This is a genomic window from Evansella halocellulosilytica (genome assembly GCF_002335745.1).
GTDB classification, from domain to species: domain Bacteria; phylum Bacillota; class Bacilli; order Bacillales; family Salisediminibacteriaceae; genus Bacillus_CA; species Bacillus_CA halocellulosilytica.
Window position 1 is genome coordinate 1,193,693 of record NZ_NIST01000001.1, and the last position, 15,682, is coordinate 1,209,374.

The following is a 15,682-nucleotide window of genomic DNA, read 5'->3' on the forward strand; positions in this document are numbered from 1 at the left end:
TTTTGGTTAGAAACAATAAATTCTTCCGTCACTTAACTTAAAACTTTTGTATAACATTTCTCTTCAGTATATAAATAAAGGGAATACTTAAGCTCTATCGAATGGGGTTATGAGGAATCGAATTGATTATGTAGAGGTGACCTGTATGAGTGATATCCATGATCCGAAAAATTGGCCAAAATGGGCAACGGAGACGATCGAAATTGTTGAGCCAGACCTTAATTGGTTAAATAAAGGTGAGCAAGAAAAAGAACAGCTACTCACTCTTCTTAGCTCATTTGGCGTGAATGAAATTGAGCATTATGGAAGTACGTCTATTCCAAAATTACCTGCTAAGCCAATCATTGATTTAATGGCAAAAGTAGATCATTTTCAGCATGTTGAGAAAATCGCATCGTTGTTAGCTTCTGATCACTGGCACTATGTCCCGCCCAGCTTGGATAACAGGCCGTGGCAGCGATTTTTTGTAAAGGTCAGCAATGAAAAAAGGGTCGCACATTTACATCTGTTGCAAAAGGATGATGAAAGATGGGACATGCAGTTACAATTTCGGGATAAGTTAAGAGGAAATCCACATTTTGTTGCTCAGTATGCTTCGCTAAAAACACAGTTAGCAAATGAATTTTCAGACGACCGTGAAACGTATACGAAGGAAAAAACAGCGTTTATTCATAAGGTTCTTCAAACTTAAGATAAACACATGATTGTATCCTGAATCCGTGATAACAGGTGTTGATATGCCATCCATCTCCTCGCTTTCACCTCTAGGCACAAGTGCTGCATGAGTTGATGTCGCACTTGTGCTTTGGAGTGAAAGCGTCCGCCAGTAACGGATTCGAGTAATAATCCAATATAGTTAAATCGAAAGATTTTTAGGATTCATACAAAGAATAAATTAATTCATCACGGATTCAGGTGTATTTTAATATATGAACAGTTCCATTTATTCTCCTGTCATTTCCCGACTGGTATATCAGGAGAACTTTGTTAATTTAATATTGAATATGGGGGAGCTTGAACTTGAAGAAGATGATAAACACCGTTGTTTGTAGTATTGTCATTATTTCTTTTATCTTATTACTTGTAAAAGATCATTTTCCAGAAATACCAGTTTCGAATAACATTATGATAACTAGTATAATAATTGGTGTAATCGTTAGTATTTTTACTTATTCAAATTCTACTCATGCTCCAAATAAAAAAACATACTTAATAAATATCTTAATTTCGTGTTCAGCCATCTTATTATTATTATTTCTTGCTCTTATTGGCGGGGAATCACAAAGTAATGTTAGTTTAAGTAACCCGATGATTTGGATTTTGTTTATAGGGAGTATCCTCTACAATATTTCCAAATATAAAGAACACTCAAAAGGTGGCTAACTCTTTTTTTATCGTGTTCTTTTATAAACTGATTTACGTAAATATGCTCTGTTTAGTTGTATAATAAAAGAAGAATAGAAGGGGACTAATTAATATATGATGGTAGTTGATGCTTTTTAATAATCATAACTTAATCCCTTGGGGTGATCATTGTGTCTGAAAATGAGAAGAAAAAGAAAACAGGATATGGTCTTGCTATAGGCTTCGTTATTGGGATTGCGATAGGGACGATCATGGACAATCTTCCAATAGGGATTGGAATAGGAGTTATTTTAGGAATTGTGTTTGAGAAGAGTAAAAAAGAATAAAAATTTTTAAATTGAAGGATAAATTCGTACATAATGCAGACCATAGGACCAGAATAGACAAAAGGAGTAGATATCCATGAGTAAATTTTGGTTAGGTTGTATGGCAGCAATCGTACTATCTTTAGGGGCATTCATGCCTATAGAGGTTGGTGCTGAAGGCTTAAATGAAGATGTTGAGCTAACGGAAGAGCAAAAAGTAGAAATGGCAGCTCTGCAAATGGAGGCACTTGAGACTCATAAGGAAATCATTCATAAATACGTTGAATATGGCGTATTGACAGAAGAAAAAGGGCAACAAATCATTACCCATCTAGAAAAGCGTTTTGAAGATCTAGAGAAGAATGGTTTTGTACCAAAATGGGACAAGCAGAAAACTCACGATCAAGAAGAAGATGCTTAACTTAAATGGATCTAATGGTGAAAGCCGGCACTTATGTGTTGGCTTTTTTATTGTGAATTTCTATGTCATTGTTAGAAGGGTGAATTGAAAATCTGAAATTATATTAGAAACCACAACTTTTATCTTTTAAATTCGTCTTAGTATTGAAATAAGGAGGTGTAAGAGTGTCTGAAGATCATCATATATTAGAGGATTGGTATTTTAAATCAGTGATTCAATATTATCTTTTATCTATTTAATGACTCGAGATTACCAGCAGTCAGAAGACTTAACACATGATACGTATGTAAAAGCATACAAAAACCTTGCTTCATTTAAAGGGAAGTCATCGGTGAAAAGTTGGTTATTTTCTATTGCACATAATGTCACGATTGATTATTTGCGTAAAAGAAAAGCGGTCAGACTAGTTAAAGACACGATGTGGTTTACACAAAAGTATGATAAACCGTTACCAGAAGAAATCGTTCAATTAAATGAAGATTTTAAAGAGCTACATAAAGCCTTAAATGAACTGAAGGCATCTCATAGAGCGGTGATTATCATGAGGAAAATAAAGGGGTTCAGCATAAAAGAGACGTGCGAGATCTTAGGTTGGTCAGAAAGCAAAGTGAAGTCAACGTTGCATCGTGCCATGCCAGCACTAGAAAAAAAACTTAAACAAAGGGTGGTTGAACATGGGAAAAGTACCTCATCATCAAAGCTCTGATCTTGGAAAGAAGTTAAGGGGCATGGATCGTGACCACGAATTGTGGGATCAAGATCAAAAAAGGAAGGTGTATGAAAAGGTTTTAGTGACTATAAAGGACAATAATAATGACAAAGTTAGATTTAGGGGTCTTAAATACAGTCTTTCGATCATTTCGTTTATCGTTGTGATCTTTATTGGCTTACAATTAGTTTTCTTATCGGATACAAATGAACATACTGTAGAAAACGATGAACATTCCGAAGATAGTAGTAAGATGAATGGGAGTGTTGATTTACGATTGCCATCGTACATTCCGTTACAAACAAAACCGCGCATAATAGAACGAGATCTCGACATTCGTATTTCCGTAGAAGCTATATATGAATTAGAAGATATCTATCTTAAAATTGAACAAAAAAATTAGCGACGCATTCCCCTTCAAAATCTATTGATTTAGTGGGGGTTAGTCGCTAAGGTCTTATTCTCCCTGTTCTTCAATGTATTTTTTTATGACATCGATTGTCGCTCCGCCAGTCGTTAATACCATATAACTTCTGCTCCAAAAATACGGTTTCCAATAGTATTTACTTAGGTAATTTTGGAATTCTTTGCGAATATATCGAGAAGTGACGGTTTTAAAGCTATTGATGGTGTTTGCTAGATTTATTTGAGGAGGTGCGTCGAAAAGGATATGTATGTGGTCTTCTTCACCGTTCATCTCGATCATCTCGCAATTCCATTTCGAAAATAAATCTTCTGATATTTCCTTCAACCTTTTCATCACATCATCATTGATGCATTTATGTCTGTATTTTGTAACGATAACTAAATGATAAGTCAACTTAAAATATGCGTGTCTATTCTTTTTATAATCAGTCATTTTAATCCCCTTTTCAATTTACAACTAAATTTGATTTTGATATGATAAATCTATCATATAAATGAAAGTTTTGGAAGGAGGGTTTGATGATGAAAATAGCTAAAACGTTATCTCACAAGATTACGAATCATTCTCGCATCTTCGATGCTACGTTAGAAGTGTATAATCATGCTTTATCTTTCATTATTGATATCATCGAAAAAGAGTTTGATCATCTTGATGATATGACGACGAAATCGATCGTTCCGTTGGTAGAAAAGCTCATTCATACAACGAAATCAAACCCTCTTCCGAAATACCGAGAGTTTAACTCTCTTTTTTATAAATTTCCTTCGTATTTCCGTAGAGGGGCAATTGCAACAGCTTTTGGCAAGGTCAAAAGTTATCGTTCTCATTACCGTAATTGGGAAGAAGAAAAAGCAATCGTCCTTTCCGAAGGAAGGAAATTTAAGAAAAAACCACCACGTTTGCAACTCGAACATAAGGAGTTTCCTGTGTTTTACCGTGGCAACATGTTCGAGAGAACATCAGATACAACAGCTCAAATCAAGGTTTTTCATAAAAACGATTGGGTTTGGATGGATATCGAATTCAAAAAACAAGATTTATATAAACGCGGTGTTTGGGATTGGAAAGAAAATAACCCGAAGCTAGTTAAGGTTGGAAAAAAGTATTTCCTTCATTTTAGTTATCAATCAAAAGTAACATTATCAACAACTAAAATGAAAGACCAAAAAGCATGTGCTGTCGACCTTGGAGTGAATAACTCTGCGGTTTGTTCGGTCATCGATGCAAATGGAACTGTCTTGGCTAGAAAGTTTATGAATCAACCCAAAGAAAAAGACCAATTGTACACGATGACGAACAAATTACGCAAAGTTCAACGTATTTCAGGTTGGGTATCTGCATCGAATTTTTGGCGTAGAATAAATGGATTACAAAAGCAAATTGTAAACAATACTTCACACGAAATTGTGAAGTTTGCAAATGAACATCATTGTGATGTTATTGTGTTTGAGTACCTTGACAAAATGAAGGTTCCAAAGGGGTTTTGGGGAGCAAAGAAACTTCGTTTCAAGCTGCGTTATTGGAGAAAGAAAGGAATTCAAAACAAAGTAGAAGAAATGGCACACTATTTAGGTATGCGCATCTCTAGAGTAAACGCTCGTAATACGAGTGCCCTTGCATATGATGGTTCTGGATTCGTCGAAAGAAACGACAAAAAAGACCTTGCCGTGTTTACAACAGGTAAAGTCTATCATGCGGATTTATCAGCTTCGTACAACATTGGAGCTCGATATTTTATTCGAGGCATCCAAAAATCCATTTCTGAAAAGAAATGGTTGGCTCTTCAGGCAAAAGTTCCTGAGTTGTCAAAAAGGACAAATACGACTTTGTCTTCATTAATTAGCCTTAATCTGGCGCAGTAGTTCCTGAAAGGAATTACACTGCGAGATGTTGAGCTGTATGTAAGATAAGGGATGCTCCATCAAAATCTTCGATTTAGTTGGAGAGGTTCACCAGACCGAATTAATAGAAACAATGGAAGAAGCGCAAATGAGAATCGAAAATAGAGGAAGAGACTTAGAACACTTTGAGGTGAACGGTTTCCCTGCGTACTTAATAAAGGAAGAGTCTTACTATTCGACCGTTCATGTTATTACAAATGAATACGCATTTAGTATAAATACTCATGGTATAAAGGAGGAACAGCTTTTAGACATTGTTCATTCTATTGATATGAATGGTTTATAAACGATTAACAAAATACTGTTAGGAGGGTTTTAATGAGATTTGATCTACAAGGAGAACAAGGGATGGATCCTGTTGTCGGGATGCTCTATGGTGCTGTAAAGGAAAATGTGAATCGCCTAAAGGCAATTGTAACAGGTATGTCGCAAGAGGAAATGGATTATAAAGGGATCACAGGCGAGTCGAATAGTATAGGGCAATTAATGAAGCATTTAGCTTATGTTGACGTCAAATGGGTTTACCGACTCAAAGGGGAGAGCTTACCTGATGAGCTGGAGGAAAAGTATGGACCAGAACTCGATCAAAACAACAATCTCCCGGAAGTGAAAGGTGTTTCATTAGAATCTCTCTTAACTGAGTATGATCAAGTATTTCGTATGTTTAAACAAGTTTGTTATGAGTTAACTGACCGTGACTTAATGAAAGTCGTAACATATGAACATGGAAAAGAAGCGACAATCCGTTGGGGAATATGGCATATGGCTGACCATAACAGATATCACCAAGCTCATATCAATCAACTCCGAAAATGGTATAAAGAAAAATGAAACAATTAAGGATAAAAATGGATATTCTGTGCATTCTAACATAAAAACAGAAAAGGAGCAGATATTCATGAGTAGATGTTGGTTAAGTATAGTGACTGCAGCAGCCCTTTCGTTAGGAGTTTTAGGGTTTATCCCACCAGGAAGCGAAACTGCTGAGCTCAATTCTGATGTAGAATTGTCTGCAGAGCAAAAAACAGAGATGTCAGAATTGCAAACAGAAATGCTTGAATTGAAAAGTGAAATTGTCGACAAATATGTTGAATTTGGAGTCTTTACAGAAGAAAAAGGTGAAAAAATAATTTCACATTATAAAGAACGATATGAAGATCTAGAAAACAATGGGTTCATCCCGAAATGGGATAAAAAACACCATAAACATTGTGATAAAGAGTCGTAACGATTGTAGGATGATTTTCGGTACTAGTTACAATGCTGTCCAACTGAATAGTAGTGTGAAAAGCCTAGCACAATCGTGCAGGCTTTTTTATGACTTTTAATTAATTAGTCAAAATATAGATTTTTTCTTAATGAATGTGGAAAAAGTGTTAAGATTAGCAGTGACCAATACATCACTTACTACATAGAGGAAAAAATGAAAATAGGATTGATACAATGAAAAAGTCTGTAGTAATAATATTCGTTAGTTTTAGTTTTTTGTTGCTTAGCGGTTTTGCCCACCTCAATTATGAGGTAGATTTGACAGATAAAGAAGCAGTTGAAACGAAGTTAACGATCGAAGTGTTCGCTAACGATCCGCTAGTCACAGCTCTTGAGGAAGAGCTCGTCTCCTTCGGCTCACAGTATGAAATAATTGCAGATGAAGAAGATGATTTACGAATCGTAACGATTAAGAACAACTATACGGAACGTTATTCTAGTCATGTATTTGCAAACTATGAGGTAGAGAATCTCGATTATTCTAGTCATAGAAGATCCCTTCCGTTTTATGAAAAAAGATCAGTTGATGGCTCAATCGTTTTTCCCGAAAATTTAAGTCATTTTCTTGATAGAAATTATGATGATGTCGAATACAGTGTGACAATCTACGGTGAAGGAATACGGAAATCGGATGCCGTTCAAGTAAAGAGTGATGGCGACACACATATATGGCATTCAACATCAGACAAAGTAGATTTCACTTTGGAAATGCAAGAAAACAAGATTTATGTTCCATTACTTGCATTAGCTACAATCGGAGTTTTATTTACCCTACGTTACAAAAGGAAGTTCATATAGTTGCGTCATTGCTGAAGACAATCGTGTTGTGAAATTACCATTTTAAAGTGAAAAAGACTATACTCTCATATAAGAACGAAAGCGTAAAAATAACTAGGAGCTGGCGTGCGATGTGGGAATTACTATTAGCTATGTTTGAGCGGCTCGGCATTATTGTTGCTGTTGCATTTATTATGACCCGCTTTAAATTTATCAGGCATTTAATTGATAAGCGAGAAATCACCCAAAAGCATAAAATAAGTGTCATTGTCATGTTCGGCTTATTTGGCATACTTGGTACATATTCAGGGTTGACCGTAAATGCTGATCAAGCTACATATACGCGGTGGGCAATTGATCTAGCTGAAGGCGAAGCGATAGCGAACTCCCGTGTGATAGGCGTTGTCGTCGCAGGTTTATTGGGCGGTTGGACAGTTGGGCTCGGGGCCGGACTGATTGCCGGCGTGCACCGCTTCTTTTTAGGCGGTTTTACCGGTTTTGCTTGTGGATTGGCGACAATTTTTGCTGGACTTATTGCCGGTTATTTTTATAAGAAAAACAAGAACCACCGGATCATATCGTTACAAACGGCATTAATTGTCGGGATGATTGCTGAAGCTGTCCAAATGATTATCATTCTCCTTGTAGCTCGCCCATATGAACAGGCGTATCAACTCGTTGAAAGTATTGGCATACCAATGATTCTCGCAAACGGACTTGGGACGGCCATTTTTATATTAATTATCCGCAATGTTTTTTATGAAGAAGAAAAGATGGGTTCAATCCAAGCGCAAAAGGCGTTGAAGCTTGCTGATTACACGTTGAAGTATTTACGAAAAGGGCTTAATGAGCAATCCGCCCAGGCAACGTGTGAAATTCTGCAGAAAGAGACGAGAGTCGATGCCGTGTCACTGACGAATAAAGATCGGATATTAGCGTTTGTTGGTGCAGGAGAAGAGTTTCATTTAAAAAATGAAGAAATTAAAACGGGAGCAACAAAGCGAGTGTTAAAGGAAGGAGAATTGGTCATTGCCGATGAAGAGGAAATCTTCTGTGGCAATAATGAGTGTCCCTTACAGGCTGCGATCATAGCGCCGTTAAAAATAAAAGATGAGACGATCGGAACGTTGAAGTTTTACTTTAAATCAGAAAATGATATGACTCAGACGACAATTGAGTTAAGCAAAGGGTTATCAACGATTTTGAGTCATCAGCTTGAAATCTCTGAAGTCGACCGCCATTTAGAACTTGCGAAACAAGCAGAGATTAAGGCTTTACAAGCGCAAGTAAGTCCACACTTTTTATTTAATGCGATCAATACGATCGTCGCGTTAGTACGCAAAGATCCGATGAAGGCAAGGAAGCTGTTAATTTCGCTGTCACATTATTTTAGACAAAACCTCGCGGGGACGAATGCGACAGTCACTTCATTAGAAGAAGAGCTAAAACACGTACAGGCTTATTTGCAAATTGAAGAGGCGCGTTTTTCAGATAAATTAACGATCCAATATGATGTCGATGACGATGCCCTGCAAGCGAAAATACCGCCGATGACGTTACAGCCGATCGTTGAAAATGCGATTAAACATGGTGTTAAGCAGTTAAGATCAGACAGCTACATTTTTATTGAAATAAAAAGGGAGCACGATGTCGTTCAAATTGCGATTCGTGATAACGGAACCGGGATATCAAAAGCTCGCTTAAAAGAGATAGGTAACGAGAAGGTTCTGTCAGAAACCGGGACTGGTATCGGGTTGTCAAATGTCAATCGCAGGCTGCAAATGATGTATGGTGATAATATGAAAGTACATATTGAGAGTGAGGAAGGGAAAGGCACAAAGGTGTTCTTTTCGATCCCTTATTAGTCGAGGTGAATGTAAATGACAAATGGAATCAAAACGGTCATTATCGATGACGAGCCATATAGCCGTGACGAACTATCGTTTTTGCTTGAACAATATGATGAGGTTGATATTATTGGGGAAGCGGACTCTGGTGAAAAAGGGCTGGAGTTGATTATGCGCAAAGAACCCGATGTCGCATTTATTGACATTGAAATGCCGCAAATGTCAGGGATGGAATTGGCTCAAGCGTTGAAAAATATGAAGAAGACTCCGATCATTATTTTTGCTACTGCATATCCAGACTACGCGGCAAAGGCATTTCGTGTCCAGGCGCTCGACTATATTTTAAAGCCGTTTGATGAAGAGAATTTGCAGGAAACGATCGAATTGGTAAAAGAAAAGCTGAATTGGGATGCGTCTAGCACGGGCAAAACGCAAGCTCCTGCAATTGGGAAGCTAGCTGTCGAAGATAATGGCCGAATCGTCTACTTATCTCCGTCAGACATTACGTATTTATTTCGAGAGGTGCGGGAGACGATCATTTGCACGAAAGATCATCAATATCATTCAAGAACCCCGATCAAAGAGATAGAGGAAAAATTAAAAGGGTATCCGTTTTTTCGTCCGCATAAAAGCTATTTAGTGAACCTTGATAAAATTGAACAGCTCATTCCATGGCTGAACGGTGCGTATCAAGTAAAAATGCAAGGCAGCAAAGAGGAAATCCCGGTCAGCCGAAATTACGTGAAGGAACTACGCGAGAGATTAGAGCTGTAACTGGCAATACCCCTTAATGAGTTGTAACTGGGGGCGTTGTCTCATGGTGCGTGACGGTGTACATTAGAATCATTCTAGTTAGCGGATAAAACGTGATTTTTACAGGATAAACCTCCAATTTCCACGGATAAACCTGAAATTTTACAGGATAAACGTTAAATTTTCGCGGATAAACCCGAAATTTTACAGGATAAACTCCAATCTTCACAGATAAACATGATTGTTTACAAAATAAAAAGGTTAGAATCAACCACCTTCAACCTCTAAAACGAAGATTACGACACGTCAAACAGTAAAAAGAACATGTTAGTCCCCTCTTTTAACACCATGTCACAAAATCGACACATTTCGAAAGCGTCATGGTACGATGAAAGCGTATACAAACAGATTTATATTATGAAAGAGGTGCGAAAAAATGATTACATTTTTACTATCAATTGCACTTTTAATCGTCGCTTATTTTACTTATGGGAAATTCATTGAAAAAATGTTTGGTGTGAAAGAAGCTAGACAAACACCTGCATATAGTATGAAAGACAATGTTGATTATATACCGATGGGGACGAACCGCAACTCATTGATTCAATTATTGAACATTGCTGGTGTTGGACCGATTTTTGGACCGATCATGGGAGCTTTATACGGTCCGGTCGCTTTTATTTGGATCGTTGTCGGCTGTATTTTTGCAGGAGCAGTTCATGATTATTTGACTGGAATGATTTCCATTCGTAATAAGGGGGCTCATTTGCCTCAGCTGGCAGGGAAGTTCCTTGGCAAGTCAATGAAGCATATTGTTAATGCAATTGCTGTTCTTTTATTACTCCTTGTTGGAACCGTTTTCGTGACAGCACCTGCTGGGTTGTTGTTTGATTTAATGAATGGCTGGGTAACGCTCGGCGTTATTACAGGTGTCATTTTCCTTTACTTTATTTTTGCAACGTTACTTCCTGTTGATAAAATCATCGGGAGATTTTATCCAATATTAGGAGCATTGTTAGTCATCAGTGCGATTGGTGTTGGTGTGATGTTAATCGGTACAGGTGCTCCAATTCCTGAGCTGACGTTGCAAAATATGCATCCAGGTGGAGAGGCGATCTTCCCGATTTTAATGATTACGATTGCATGTGGAGCTATTTCTGGTTTTCATGCAACACAGTCACCAATTATTTCTAGAACAACACAAAATGAACGAAATGGTCGGAAAATTTTCTATGGAATGATGATCGTCGAAGGGATTATCGCGATGATTTGGGCAGCAGCTGCGATGAGCCTTTTCTACGGAACGGATTTAGCTGCACTTGTCGATTCTGGCGGAGCGGGTCTCGTCGTTAGTGAAGTCGCCTTTACACTTCTTGGAGCGATCGGCGGAACACTTGCGGTACTTGGAGTTATCGTCCTGCCAATCACTTCTGGTGACACAGCCTTCCGTTCAGCACGGATGATTATTGCAGATTATATTAAACTGCCGCAAATTAAAGTTGCAAGCAGACTGATGATTGCGTTACCACTGTTTGTCGTTTCGTTTATTTTAACGAACATGGACTTTACGATATTATGGAGATATTTCGGAGTTACGAATGCAGCGATCAGTGCGATTGCTTTATATGTTGGGGCGATGTACCTTGCGATTCAGATGAAGTTTCACTGGGTTGCAACGATCCCAGCAATATTCATGACGATGGTATCCTTTACTTTTATTTTTAGTGCACCGATTGGGTTCGGATTGCCGATGACACTATCATATATTTTAGCTGGGGCTGGGACAGTGATCGTTCTCGCACTGTTTGCATACAAAGTTAAGTTAAATCGTCAAGAAGACAACTTAGAAATCGATGAAGATGCACCGAATGCTGCATAATGAATATGAGGAGCCTTTACGATGGCTCCTCTTTTTGATAGGAATATATAATAAGTTTAATAAAGGAAAAGCAGGTGAATGTTGTTGAGAAGAACGAATATCAAGCCTTGGACGGAAGAGTGGCAAGCAGCATATTTTAAGGAAGAGAAAAGGTTAAAGGAAATCTTTCAAGAGGAAGTCATTGACATCGTTCATATTGGAAGTACATCAGTCCCATTTATCGGATATGCGAAGCCAGTCATCGATATTTTAATCGTTGTTAAAGATATTGAAAAAATTGATTTATTTAATGAAAAAATGAAGGATATCGGCTACGAGCCAAAAGGGGAAAACGAGATTTCTGGGAGACGATATTTCCCAAAAGGAGGCGATGAGCGTATGCATCACGTACATATTTTCCAAATTGGAAATCAGCACATTCAAACTCATTTAGATTTTAAAGCATATTTATCCGAACATAAAGAAGAAGCGAAAAAGTATGGTGAATTGAAAGTTAGACTAGCGGAGAAGTTTCCTGAAGATCATCAACTATATCAAGATGGAAAACAATCATTCGTGACGGGTTTAGCAGAAAGAGCAGAGCAATGGGCTGCGACAAGGAGAAGGTGAATGATCATCTATGGATTTTTTCAAGAGTACCGTTAAAAGAGGTACTCTTTTTTTTACAAGGAAATGATCCGTTTTTAGCGAATTGATTTAAAGAAACTTTATTTTGAGAAAAGACGGAGTGAAGGTGAATATGAACAAAGGTGATCTTTATTTAGTAACGAAACAACATAGAAGCAATTACCCAAATCCGATTGCACTTGAAAAAGGACAAACGGTCAACGTTGGTGAAGCGTATACCGGGGAAGAAGGTTGGGACAATTGGAGGTACTGCTATACATTAGACAAACGGTTGGAAGGGTGGGTGCCCGAGCAAATTATTATCCGACAAGGTAATCAGGGGATTATTAGTGAGAATTACATAGCAAAAGAGCTGAACGTCAATATCGGAGATCGAGTAATAAAACGAAAGGATCTAAACGGCTGGTTTTGGGTAGAGCATATTGACACGACTGAGGAAGGCTGGGTGCCTAAGAACAACCTTAAACGAGTAAAAGAATGAGATCATTGGAACATTTCAGTTTTGCGGTGAGATTCATATGATCAAATTGTAAAAAGGAGATGGACTGATGATTAAAAACGAAAAAGAGATCATTAAACTGATTGAAGAAGATGAATGGATGATGGAGATCATTCGAGCAGCAAAGGAATTACATCTTCCTGATTGGTGGATATGCGCCGGCTTTGTTCGCTCGAAAATCTGGGATACACTTCACGGTTTCCAAGAAAGGACGGCAATTCCAGATGTCGATGTTATCTATTTTGATCGTTCTAACATGAGTGAACTCGAAGAAAAGAAACTAGAAAGAAAATTAAAAGAACAGTTTCCGAATATTCCGTGGTCTGTCAAAAATCAAGCAAGGATGCACACAGTTAACAAATTACCGCCGTATTTGTCATCAGTCGATGCGATATCGAAGTTTCCAGAGACGGCAACCGCTTTAGGTGTGAAAATAGACGACAATGAACAGCTCATTCTAACTGCACCGTGCGGGATTGAGGATGTGATGAACTTGCAGCTGAAGCCGACACCTCATTTTGCACAATCAAATGACTTGAAAGCTATTTATGAAGAACGAATTGAAAAGAAAAACTGGAAGTCGATTTGGAAAGAGATCGAAGTGCATCATATATCATTAAAAGCATAGTGAAGACTTCCTATGACTTCATTGATGAAACTGAAGTAGTCGATGAATATGGCTATTTCAAACTTTTCTTCATTCCTTTTACGAGATATCCGCCTCGGAATTTTCGCGGTTCATAAGAAATGATAAATGCTTTCGGTTCATATTCCTCAATGATTGCAATCGCTTCATCTTCCCGGTTGCGAGTTGTGAGGATTTGCAAATGATATCTGACGCCGTCACGGCCTTTTCCTTCAAATAAAGTGACTCCAAAGCCGTTATTTCTTAACATATTGATCAGTTCAGGGTTGTTATTCAGTAAATTAACGGCTAGATTAGAATAGCCGATCGCCAACTTGTTTTCAATTTTTCCTCCTAAATAAATACCAACACCAAAGCCGAGCGCATATGTAAGCATTTCATAAATATTTTGTTCACCTGTTAATACGATTGATAAACCGAATACGTAAACTAATGCTTCTAAAAAGCCGAACCCAGTAGCCATACCTGTACGGTTTTTAACGACAAATATAATCCGAAGTGTTAAAAGCGGGACTAATATAATTTGAAGTAGAAAAACTAAAATAATCGTTAACATAATTCTCCCTCATTAAAAATACAAAGTCTAAGCATGTCCACTTTTAACTTTCCCGAAACGAAGTATTTTATTTCCATCCTTCGGGTGAGTGGGGATTTTATAATCTACCATATCTGATCAATGTTTAACGATGAAAACAACTGTAAGTATAAAGATTGGAGGCATATCATGACGGAGGATATTCATTATAAATTTTGGACTGTTTGTCTCGTGCAAGACGGTGATCAAGTATTACTACTAAATCGTCAGCACGATGACTTTGAAGGTTATATTCCGCCAGGCGGAAAAGTTGATTTTCCTGAGAGTTTCGTAGAAGGAGCGATTCGGGAGGTGAAGGAAGAAACAGGGTTGGAGGTATACAATCTTATTTATAAAGGACTCTATGAATATGTCAATCCCGAGAAAAATGAAAGATATATGATATTCAACTATTTAACGAAAGATTTTACAGGTGAGCTAATAGAGAATGGTACTGAAGGAAAGCCCGTTTGGGTGAATATGAAAGATGGTGACCAACTGCCGATGCAAAAATCGATCAGGAGGCGTTTCCCACTATTTTTTGAGGGAAATACATTTGAGATTCATGTTAAATGGGATAATGAGCGGGATGCAGAAGGTGAGGTAGTTATTAGACGTACATAATAGAAAGGTAAACAATTTGATTGCTTAATAAAATTCAAAAATTAAATTAGAATGAATAAAATCTATGAATGGTCTAACTGCAATTATTACTGGGTAACAATCCAGGTTTTGTTTACTGAATTTTTGACACAACTAAAAAGGACTGATGAGCATGATAGATATTAGTAAACCTAATGATTACGAAGCCGTTGCTGCATTTATAGCTGATATGAATAAAGATGAACAGAACCATGTAGGCTATTGTGGGACAAAGGCAGACGAAGTTTTACATACATTGCAAAATGATTTTTCTGATTTACCTCTAGAAAGGTCGCTCATTACAGCTTACGAAAACGATCAACTCATTGGTGTCATTGGACTTGATATTGATGAGGATACGAAGGCAGGAGAGTTGTGGGGTCCGTTTGTTATGCACCGTGACTGGGAGCAGATTTCAAGACTGATGTGGGAAAAATTAATTACACAATTACCTCATGGCTCACTTTCATCGGTACTTGGCTTTTATAACCAGCATAATGAGCGGTGTGAATCGTTCATGGAAAAACTAGGAGCTAAGCGGGATGAGCGAGAAAATACAATTTTGAAAATAACAAGGTCAGAATATTGTACAACGATAGAAGAAGAAGGCCTCATACGAGAATATGTACATGATGATTTCGGATCGTTTAAAGCTTTACATCATGATGCGTTTAAACAGCCTTATTACAATGCGGATGATATCATCAAGAAATTAGATCATGAAAACAAACTGTTTATTGCGGCTGATCAAGTGAAGATGCTAGGCTACGTTTATTGTGAAACAAATCCAACGTTTTCTGAAGGAGATATTCATTTTATTGCGGTTTCACCTGCAGCTCGAAATAAGGGGATTGGCCGAAAGTTAATTAGTAAAAGCTTAGACTTTATGTTCTCATTTAAAGAGTTGGAGGAAATTATTTTATGTGTCGACTCTAGCAATCAACCAGCGATTAAAATTTATAAAAGTGTTGGCTTTACACAATTGCATGAGCTCATTTCGTATGAATTATCGTTAAAAAACGTGCTAATTTGAGGAGGGGT

20 protein-coding genes are annotated in these 15,682 nt (G+C 37.6%); 18 read left to right on the forward strand and 2 right to left on the reverse strand.

Annotated elements, in window-relative coordinates; all coding sequences use genetic code 11:
- The first annotated feature begins 145 nt into the window (after positions 1 to 145).
- From CD001_RS05740 to CD001_RS05760, 5 genes are all read left to right on the forward strand, one after another.
- The gene (locus CD001_RS05740) at positions 146 to 691 is read left to right on the forward strand and encodes a GrpB family protein (RefSeq protein ID WP_096186603.1); all 546 of its coding nucleotides are present in this window, start codon (positions 146 to 148) and stop codon (positions 689 to 691) included.
- A gap of 844 nt (positions 692 to 1,535) precedes the next feature.
- The gene (locus tag CD001_RS26290) at positions 1,536 to 1,691 is read left to right on the forward strand and encodes a hypothetical protein (protein ID WP_179298619.1); all 156 of its coding nucleotides are present in this window, start codon (positions 1,536 to 1,538) and stop codon (positions 1,689 to 1,691) included.
- 76 nt (positions 1,692 to 1,767) lie between these two features.
- Positions 1,768 to 2,091, forward strand: a complete 324-nt coding sequence (locus CD001_RS05750) for a YckD family protein (protein WP_096186605.1) — start codon at positions 1,768 to 1,770, stop codon at positions 2,089 to 2,091.
- A 238-nt stretch (positions 2,092 to 2,329) separates the two neighbouring features.
- Positions 2,330 to 2,797: an RNA polymerase sigma factor gene (locus CD001_RS05755; protein WP_142303548.1), complete on the forward strand. Its 468-nt coding sequence runs from the start codon at positions 2,330 to 2,332 to the stop codon at positions 2,795 to 2,797.
- Complete coding sequence (locus CD001_RS05760) at positions 2,766 to 3,203, forward strand: hypothetical protein (RefSeq protein ID WP_096186606.1); 438 nt, start codon at positions 2,766 to 2,768, stop codon at positions 3,201 to 3,203. Before CD001_RS05755 ends, CD001_RS05760 begins: the two co-directional genes overlap by 32 nt.
- A 54-nt stretch (positions 3,204 to 3,257) precedes the next feature.
- On the opposite strand, the gene tnpA is transcribed toward CD001_RS05760, so the two are convergent.
- The gene (gene tnpA / locus CD001_RS05765) at positions 3,258 to 3,659 is read right to left on the reverse strand and encodes an IS200/IS605 family transposase (RefSeq protein ID WP_096186607.1); all 402 of its coding nucleotides are present in this window, start codon (positions 3,657 to 3,659) and stop codon (positions 3,258 to 3,260) included.
- A gap of 86 nt (positions 3,660 to 3,745) precedes the next feature.
- Between tnpA and CD001_RS05770 the strand changes: the two genes are divergently transcribed.
- The 11 genes from CD001_RS05770 (at position 3,746) to CD001_RS05820 (ending at position 13,407) form a co-directional block, all read left to right on the forward strand.
- Positions 3,746 to 5,089, forward strand: coding sequence for a transposase (locus CD001_RS05770; protein WP_257009718.1), 1,344 nt, complete (start codon positions 3,746 to 3,748; stop codon positions 5,087 to 5,089).
- 112 nt (positions 5,090 to 5,201) lie between these two features.
- Positions 5,202 to 5,414, forward strand: a complete 213-nt coding sequence (locus CD001_RS05775) for a DUF4367 domain-containing protein (RefSeq protein ID WP_096186609.1) — start codon at positions 5,202 to 5,204, stop codon at positions 5,412 to 5,414.
- A 32-nt stretch (positions 5,415 to 5,446) separates the two neighbouring features.
- Positions 5,447 to 5,959 (forward strand): DinB family protein, encoded by a 513-nt coding sequence (locus tag CD001_RS05780; RefSeq protein ID WP_179298621.1) that lies wholly within the window; start codon positions 5,447 to 5,449, stop codon positions 5,957 to 5,959.
- A 67-nt stretch (positions 5,960 to 6,026) separates the two neighbouring features.
- A complete protein-coding gene (locus CD001_RS26295; RefSeq protein ID WP_179298622.1) occupies positions 6,027 to 6,356 on the forward strand; it encodes a YckD family protein in 330 nt (109 codons plus the stop codon).
- 215 nt (positions 6,357 to 6,571) lie between these two features.
- Positions 6,572 to 7,195, forward strand: coding sequence for a hypothetical protein (locus tag CD001_RS05790; protein WP_142303550.1), 624 nt, complete (start codon positions 6,572 to 6,574; stop codon positions 7,193 to 7,195).
- A gap of 110 nt (positions 7,196 to 7,305) precedes the next feature.
- Positions 7,306 to 9,039, forward strand: a complete 1,734-nt coding sequence (locus tag CD001_RS05795) for a sensor histidine kinase (RefSeq protein WP_096186612.1) — start codon at positions 7,306 to 7,308, stop codon at positions 9,037 to 9,039.
- Positions 9,040 to 9,054: 15 nt separating this feature from the next.
- Positions 9,055 to 9,795, forward strand: coding sequence for a LytR/AlgR family response regulator transcription factor (locus tag CD001_RS05800; protein ID WP_096186613.1), 741 nt, complete (start codon positions 9,055 to 9,057; stop codon positions 9,793 to 9,795).
- A 415-nt stretch (positions 9,796 to 10,210) separates the two neighbouring features.
- Positions 10,211 to 11,653, forward strand: a complete 1,443-nt coding sequence (locus tag CD001_RS05805) for a carbon starvation CstA family protein (RefSeq protein WP_096186614.1) — start codon at positions 10,211 to 10,213, stop codon at positions 11,651 to 11,653.
- A gap of 78 nt (positions 11,654 to 11,731) precedes the next feature.
- On the forward strand, positions 11,732 to 12,262 hold the full coding sequence (locus CD001_RS05810; protein WP_306454059.1) for a GrpB family protein: 531 nt from the start codon (positions 11,732 to 11,734) through the stop codon (positions 12,260 to 12,262).
- 130 nt (positions 12,263 to 12,392) lie between these two features.
- On the forward strand, positions 12,393 to 12,761 hold the full coding sequence (locus tag CD001_RS05815; RefSeq protein ID WP_096186616.1) for an SH3 domain-containing protein: 369 nt from the start codon (positions 12,393 to 12,395) through the stop codon (positions 12,759 to 12,761).
- Between the two features lie 64 nt (positions 12,762 to 12,825).
- Positions 12,826 to 13,407, forward strand: coding sequence for a nucleotidyltransferase family protein (locus CD001_RS05820; protein WP_096186617.1), 582 nt, complete (start codon positions 12,826 to 12,828; stop codon positions 13,405 to 13,407).
- A 52-nt stretch (positions 13,408 to 13,459) separates the two neighbouring features.
- Here the strand turns inward: CD001_RS05820 and CD001_RS05825 are convergent, their stop codons facing one another.
- Positions 13,460 to 13,981, reverse strand: a complete 522-nt coding sequence (locus tag CD001_RS05825) for a DUF2179 domain-containing protein (protein ID WP_096186618.1) — start codon at positions 13,979 to 13,981, stop codon at positions 13,460 to 13,462.
- 168 nt (positions 13,982 to 14,149) lie between these two features.
- On the opposite strand from CD001_RS05825, the gene CD001_RS05830 reads away from it, so the two are divergent.
- Both CD001_RS05830 and CD001_RS05835 read left to right on the forward strand, forming a co-directional pair.
- The gene (locus CD001_RS05830) at positions 14,150 to 14,623 is read left to right on the forward strand and encodes an 8-oxo-dGTP diphosphatase (protein WP_179298623.1); all 474 of its coding nucleotides are present in this window, start codon (positions 14,150 to 14,152) and stop codon (positions 14,621 to 14,623) included.
- 151 nt (positions 14,624 to 14,774) lie between these two features.
- Positions 14,775 to 15,674: a GNAT family N-acetyltransferase gene (locus CD001_RS05835; RefSeq protein WP_179298624.1), complete on the forward strand. Its 900-nt coding sequence runs from the start codon at positions 14,775 to 14,777 to the stop codon at positions 15,672 to 15,674.
- Positions 15,675 to 15,682: the final 8 nt, after the last annotated feature.

What these genes read in the sequence shown, in the direction of transcription:
- CD001_RS05740 (WP_096186603.1), top strand. Translation starts at nt 146, where the DNA reads ATGAGTGATATCCATGATCCGAAAAATTGGCCAAAATGGGCAACGGAG.
- CD001_RS05750 (WP_096186605.1), top strand. Translation starts at nt 1,768, where the DNA reads ATGAGTAAATTTTGGTTAGGTTGTATGGCAGCAATCGTACTATCTTTA.
- CD001_RS05755 (WP_142303548.1), top strand. Translation starts at nt 2,330, where the DNA reads ATGACTCGAGATTACCAGCAGTCAGAAGACTTAACACATGATACGTAT.
- CD001_RS05760 (WP_096186606.1), top strand. Translation starts at nt 2,766, where the DNA reads ATGGGAAAAGTACCTCATCATCAAAGCTCTGATCTTGGAAAGAAGTTA.
- tnpA (WP_096186607.1), bottom strand. Translation starts at nt 3,659, where the DNA reads ATGACTGATTATAAAAAGAATAGACACGCATATTTTAAGTTGACTTAT.
- CD001_RS05770 (WP_257009718.1), top strand. Translation starts at nt 3,746, where the DNA reads ATGATGAAAATAGCTAAAACGTTATCTCACAAGATTACGAATCATTCT.
- CD001_RS05775 (WP_096186609.1), top strand. Translation starts at nt 5,202, where the DNA reads ATGGAAGAAGCGCAAATGAGAATCGAAAATAGAGGAAGAGACTTAGAA.
- CD001_RS05780 (WP_179298621.1), top strand. Translation starts at nt 5,447, where the DNA reads ATGAGATTTGATCTACAAGGAGAACAAGGGATGGATCCTGTTGTCGGG.
- CD001_RS26295 (WP_179298622.1), top strand. Translation starts at nt 6,027, where the DNA reads ATGAGTAGATGTTGGTTAAGTATAGTGACTGCAGCAGCCCTTTCGTTA.
- CD001_RS05790 (WP_142303550.1), top strand. Translation starts at nt 6,572, where the DNA reads ATGAAAAAGTCTGTAGTAATAATATTCGTTAGTTTTAGTTTTTTGTTG.
- CD001_RS05795 (WP_096186612.1), top strand. Translation starts at nt 7,306, where the DNA reads ATGTGGGAATTACTATTAGCTATGTTTGAGCGGCTCGGCATTATTGTT.
- CD001_RS05800 (WP_096186613.1), top strand. Translation starts at nt 9,055, where the DNA reads ATGACAAATGGAATCAAAACGGTCATTATCGATGACGAGCCATATAGC.
- CD001_RS05805 (WP_096186614.1), top strand. Translation starts at nt 10,211, where the DNA reads ATGATTACATTTTTACTATCAATTGCACTTTTAATCGTCGCTTATTTT.
- CD001_RS05810 (WP_306454059.1), top strand. Translation starts at nt 11,732, where the DNA reads ATGTTGTTGAGAAGAACGAATATCAAGCCTTGGACGGAAGAGTGGCAA.
- CD001_RS05815 (WP_096186616.1), top strand. Translation starts at nt 12,393, where the DNA reads ATGAACAAAGGTGATCTTTATTTAGTAACGAAACAACATAGAAGCAAT.
- CD001_RS05825 (WP_096186618.1), bottom strand. Translation starts at nt 13,981, where the DNA reads ATGTTAACGATTATTTTAGTTTTTCTACTTCAAATTATATTAGTCCCG.
- CD001_RS05830 (WP_179298623.1), top strand. Translation starts at nt 14,150, where the DNA reads ATGACGGAGGATATTCATTATAAATTTTGGACTGTTTGTCTCGTGCAA.
- CD001_RS05835 (WP_179298624.1), top strand. Translation starts at nt 14,775, where the DNA reads ATGATAGATATTAGTAAACCTAATGATTACGAAGCCGTTGCTGCATTT.